At 70.1% G+C, this 5215-nt stretch carries 3 protein-coding genes; 1 reads left to right on the top strand and 2 read right to left on the bottom strand.

Annotation, left to right across the window (positions count from 1 at the left end):
- Window positions 1–103 precede the first annotated feature (103 nt).
- Entirely contained in the window at window positions 104–3703 is a 3600-nt protein-coding gene (smc, locus tag AB0N89_RS40910) for a chromosome segregation protein SMC (RefSeq protein ID WP_364217113.1), read from the bottom strand.
- Window positions 3704–3792: 89 nt separating this feature from the next.
- Window positions 3793–4089, bottom strand: coding sequence for an acylphosphatase (locus AB0N89_RS40905; protein WP_364217110.1), 297 nt, complete (start codon window positions 4087–4089; stop codon window positions 3793–3795).
- 225 nt (window positions 4090–4314) lie between these two features.
- Between AB0N89_RS40905 and AB0N89_RS40900 the strand changes: the two genes are divergently transcribed.
- The gene (locus AB0N89_RS40900) at window positions 4315–4914 is read left to right on the top strand and encodes a hypothetical protein (RefSeq protein WP_364217107.1); all 600 of its coding nucleotides are present in this window, start codon (window positions 4315–4317) and stop codon (window positions 4912–4914) included.
- Window positions 4915–5215: the final 301 nt, after the last annotated feature.

Here is a 5215-nt window from a genome sequence, read left to right as displayed (position 1 = left end):
GAACTGGGCGTGCAGCTGTTTGACCGCGACGAGCCTGCCGTCCGGCGCCAGGCCGAGCACGACCACCTGTACCCAATGCGGACTGGCCGCGTCGCGATGAACGCTAGGCGGGAACCGGGTCCTCTTCGGCGGTCCGCAGCCGCTGCGAGATCACCTTGGTGATGCCGTCGCCCTGCATCGAAACGCCGTACAGGGCGTCGGCGATCTCCATGGTCGGCTTCTGGTGGGTGATGATGATCAGCTGCGAAGAGTCCCGCAGCTGCTCCAGCAGCCCGATCAGCCGTCGCATGTTGGTGTCGTCGAGCGCGGCCTCGACCTCGTCCATGACGTAGAACGGCGAAGGCCGGGCGCGGAAGATCGCCACCAGCATGCCGACGGCGACGAGCGACTTCTCGCCCCCGGAAAGCAGCGAGAGCCGCTTGACCTTCTTGCCGGGCGGGCGCGCTTCGACGTCGACACCGGTGGAGAGCAGGTCGTTGGGCTGGGTCAGGACCATACGCCCCTCGCCACCCGGGAACAGGACGCCGAACACGGTCTCGAACTCGCGCGCGACGTCCTCGTACGCCGACGCGAAGACCTCGAGGATCTTTTCGTCGACCTGCTTGATGACGGCTTCGAGGTCCTTGCGGGTGTCCTTGAGGTCTTCGAGCTGCGTCGAGAGGAACTTGTACCGCTCCTCCAGCGCCGCGAACTCCTCCAGCGCCAGCGGGTTGACCTTGCCCAGCAGGCTCAGGTCCTTCTCCGCGCGCTTCGCCCGGCGGGCCTGGGTGTCGCGATCGAACGGCATGGGCGGCGGCGGGGTGACGTCCTCGCCGCGTTCCTTGGCGGCCTCGTACTCGGCCATCTCCCCGGCGCTCGGCGGCACGGGGTTGTCCGGGCCGTATTCGGCGACGAGGTCTTCGAGGCCGATGCCGAAGTCTTCGGCGATCTTGGTTTCGAGCTGTTCCAGCCGCAACCGCTGCTCGGCGCGCAGCACCTCGTCGCGGTGGACGGCGTCGGTGAGCTTCTCCAGTTCACCGGTCAGCTCGCGGACCTTGCTGCGGACCTGGGTCAGCGCGGTCTCCCGCGACTGCCGCTGCGCCTGCGCCTCGTCCCGTTCGTGGGCGGCGCGCTGCACGGAGACCTCAATGCGCTCCAGCGCGATCTCGCCGCCGTTGACCACCGCGTTGGCGATCTCGGCGCCGCGTTTCCTCGCGGCCCTGGACTTTTCGGCGCGTTCGCGCGCCTGCTGCTCGGCGTGCGCGGCCCGGCGCAGCGATTCGGCCTTGCCCTGGATGCTCCGCGCGCGCTCCTCGGCGGTGCGCAGCGCGAGCCGGGACTCCATCTCCTCTTGGCGGACCGTGCCGAGATCCTCGGCGGCCTGGTCGCGCTCGGCGGTGTCCGGATCCTCGTCGACTTCCTGTTCGGCGACGGCGGTCAGCCGCTCTTCGAGCTCGGCGAGCTGCTGCAGCGCCTGCTCACGGCTCTGCTCGACCTTCGCGCGCTGAGTGCTCAAGCGGTCCATCTCGGCCTGCGCGCCACGAGCGGCCTGCTGCAACCGGTTCAGCCGCTCCGACGAACGCGCCTTGCGGACCTTCGCGTCGCCGAGCGCTTCCTTGGCCCTGCCGACCTCTTCGCGCCGGGCCTGCTGTCCGGCACGGGCGCCTTCGAGTTCCGCGGCGGTGCGTTCCAGCGCGCGCTCGGCGGCGTTCAGGCGATCGCCCGCTTCGTCGACCGCGGCCTGCACCTCGATGACGCTTTCACTGCGGGCCGAACCGCCGACCGCCCAGCGGGCCCCGAAGACGTCGCCCTCGGGCGTGACCGTGCTGACCTCGGGGTACACCTCGACGAGACGGCGCGCGGACTCCAGACCGTCCACAATGGCCACCCGGTCGAGCGCGTGCTCGACGGCGGACCGCAGCGCGGACGGCGCCGTGACCACTTCACGCGCCCAGCGGGCGCCCTCGGGCAGCGACGGCCAGCCACTGGTGTCCACAATGGATTCCAGCCCGCCGAGCAGGATGCCCGCGCGGCCCGAGTCGTTGTCCTTCAAGAACTTCAGCGCGGCGAGCGCATCGGCGCCGCCGTTGACCGCGACCGCGTCGGCGACCGGGCCGAGCGCCGCGGCCAGCGCGACCTCGTGGCCCGCCTCGACGGTGAGCAACGCGGCGACCGAACCGAGCAGACCCGGCAGCTCGTGCTGAGCGCCGAGCAGCGCGCCGGCGCCGTCCTTGCGGCGCAAGCCCATCGACAGCGCCTCGACGCGCGCCTTCTCCGACGCGATCTCGCGTTCGGCGGCGCGCTCGGCCTTGACCAGTTCCTCGACCCGCGCCTTGGCGGCGTTGTTCGCCTCCACCGCGCGATCGTGGTGAGCCTGCAGGTCGAGGTCGTCGGACTCCTCGACGCCGCCTTCGGCCTTCGCCTCTTCCAGTTCCTCGACGGCGATCTCCGCGCGCTCCGCGGCCTCTTCGAGCGACACGGTGAGCCTGTCGATCTCGTCGGAGGTCGCGCCGTTCTTGCTGCGCAGCGCCTCGACCTGGCCGGTGAGCTTCGCGAGCCCTTCCCGGCGGTCGGCGATCGCGCGGACAGCGGCCATGTGCGCGCGCTCGGCGGCCTGGACGAGGTGTTCGAGCTGCTCGCGTTTCTGCACGGTCTCCGAAAGCACCATGCGGGCTTCGGCGACGGCCTCGTTGAGCTCCTGCTCCCGTTCGGCGACCTGCTCGGCCTCGGCCAGCAGCTCTTCGGGATCGCGGCCGGTGCTCGCCTGCTGCACGTCGGACGAAAGGTGCCGCTGACGCTCCAGTGCGAGCCGCACGGTGCCGCGCAACCGTTCCGTCAGGGCGGAAAGCTTGTACCAAGTCTCCTGGGCGGCGGCGAGACGCGGCGCGTCCTCGGCGAGCGACGCTTCGAGCTCGGCCTCCTCGGCGGCGACGATTTCCAGCGCCTGCTCGACTTCGGCGCGGCGCTGGCGGGCGACCCGCTCGTCGGCCTCTTCCTTGGCGATGCCCGCGCGCTGGGTGACCAGGTCGTGGGCGAACAGCCGCAGCCGGGCGTCGCGCAGTTCGGACTGCACCCACTGCGCCTTGCGGGCGATCTCGGCCTGCTTGCCCAGCGGTTTGAGCTGGCGGCGGAGCTCGGTGGTGAGGTCGCCGAGGCGGTCGAGGTTGCCCTGCATGTTCGCGAGCTTGCGCAGGGTCTGTTCCTTGCGCTTGCGGTGTTTGAGGACACCGGCCGCCTCTTCGATGAAAGCGCGGCGCTCCTCGGGCTTGGATTCGAGGATCGCCGAAAGCTGCCCCTGCCCGACGATGACGTGCATCTCGCGGCCGATACCGGAGTCCGACAGCAGTTCCTGCACGTCCATCAGACGGCAGCGGTCGCCGTTGATCTCGTACTCGCTCGCGCCGTCACGGAACATCCGGCGGGTGATCGAGACCTCGGAGTACTCGATCGGCAGCGCGCCGTCGGCGTTGTCGATGGTGAGAGTGACCTCGGCGCGCCCGAGCGGGGCACGGCCGGCGGTCCCGGCGAAGATGACGTCCTCCATCTTGCCGCCGCGCAGGTCCTTCGCGCCCTGAGTGCCCATGACCCAGCGAAGCGCGTCGAGGACGTTCGACTTGCCGGAGCCGTTCGGCCCGACCACACAGGTGATGCCCGGCTCGAAACGCAGCGTCGTCGCCGAGGCGAAGGACTTGAAGCCCTTGAGCGTCAGGCTCTTCAGGTGCACGTCGTGCTGACCCCTCTGGCTGCGGGAACCGGTCGTTCAATCGGTCCAGGCTACCTGTGCGCTCACCGTGACCGTGGGACGTGGGGCCTTCAGCGCTCCACGAAGCCGTTGATGCCGCCTTTCGCGGGCGACCAGCGTTCGACGACGTGATCCACACTTCCGGGTGATTCGCCGGATCTCAAAGCCGTCAAAAGCCGCTCACAGTGTTCTCGAACACCCTCCGCTACCACCTCGACACGCCCGTCCGCCAGGTTGCCCGCACTGCCGACCAACCCCAGCTCAAGTGCCCGGCTGCGGGTCCACCAGCGGAAACCGACCCCTTGCACGCGACCGTGCACCCACGCGGTCAGCCTGATGTGCGTTACTTCTTCACTCACGCTCCCCATCGTGCACCATGCGGATGAACGCGGAGGGTGAACACAACGTTCGCAGCGGTTCGCAGACAGTGAGGCCACGGTGATAATGTCCGCGCCGGGTCCCCACTTTGGGCTACCTCGCCCGGGTAGCCGGAAGCGTCTCGGTGTCTCTCACCAGTCGCTTCACTCCCCGAAGTCCCCCATCCGAGGAGCCAGCCCATGCCCCGTCCCGACGGGTCTGATCCGAGCGCACGCGTGTCCATGGCCCCCCCGCGCGGCGCCACCGGCAAGCTCAACCGCGCCGGTTACGCCGTACTCGGCGTCAGCGGCCTCGTGGTGGCGACGGCCTTCGCCGCGATCGCCGAACTGGCGGGCCCCGGCGTCTCCGCCACCGCGGGCGGCACCGGCGTCCCCGGCGGACAGAACACCTCCCCCGCCGGCGTCCAGCTGGTCCCGGGCAACGCCGTCCCCGGCGGCCCGATGACCGTCAGCGGCTCGCCGATCCCCGGCGCGTCCTCCAGCTCTTCCGCTCCGCCGACCACGGTGACCTCGGTCGGCGCGGACGGCAAGGAGACGACGAGCGTCGTCGCCCCGCCGCCTGTGGTGCCCCCGCCGGGCCCGGGCGGCCCCGGCACCACGGTGCTGCCCCCGACGACGCCGCCTACCAAACCGCCGACATCGAAGCCGTCGACTCCGGCAACGACTCCGAACACGTCGACCACGCCCACGACGCCGACGTCGGACCCGTCGTCGAGCCCGCCGGGCGGCGGCTCCAGCTCCAGCGGCGCTCCGGACTCGTCGCCGGGCCGGTCCAGCACCTCCGGCACCGACACGTCCGCGAGCAGCGCCCAGTAAGACTTCGTAAGTCCGTGAAGGCCTCCTTGCCTACCTCGAGGGTAGGGAAGGAGGCCTTCGCTATTTCCCTGGTCCGCCACACGCATGCACTTAGACGACCACTTGCGACGCCCCACCCCACCACGCGCGCTATGAACGGACCGTTCATAGCGTTCGCGGGAGGGGGCGAGGGCGACAGGGCCGAAGTTCGCGCAGGGGCCTGTCAGGACCCGTCTCCCCGGTGGCCATGTCATGAAAGGGTCGTTCAGGACGAAAAACGTCCTGATCGACCCATTCATGACACTCGAGGACGCCAGAGGTG

The sequence above is a fragment of the Amycolatopsis sp. NPDC089917 genome (assembly GCF_040684635.1).
Classification (GTDB): Bacteria; Actinomycetota; Actinomycetes; order Mycobacteriales; family Pseudonocardiaceae; genus Amycolatopsis.
Note: the sequence above shows the minus strand (reverse complement) of the source record. Positions and strands in the feature narration are given on the sequence as shown.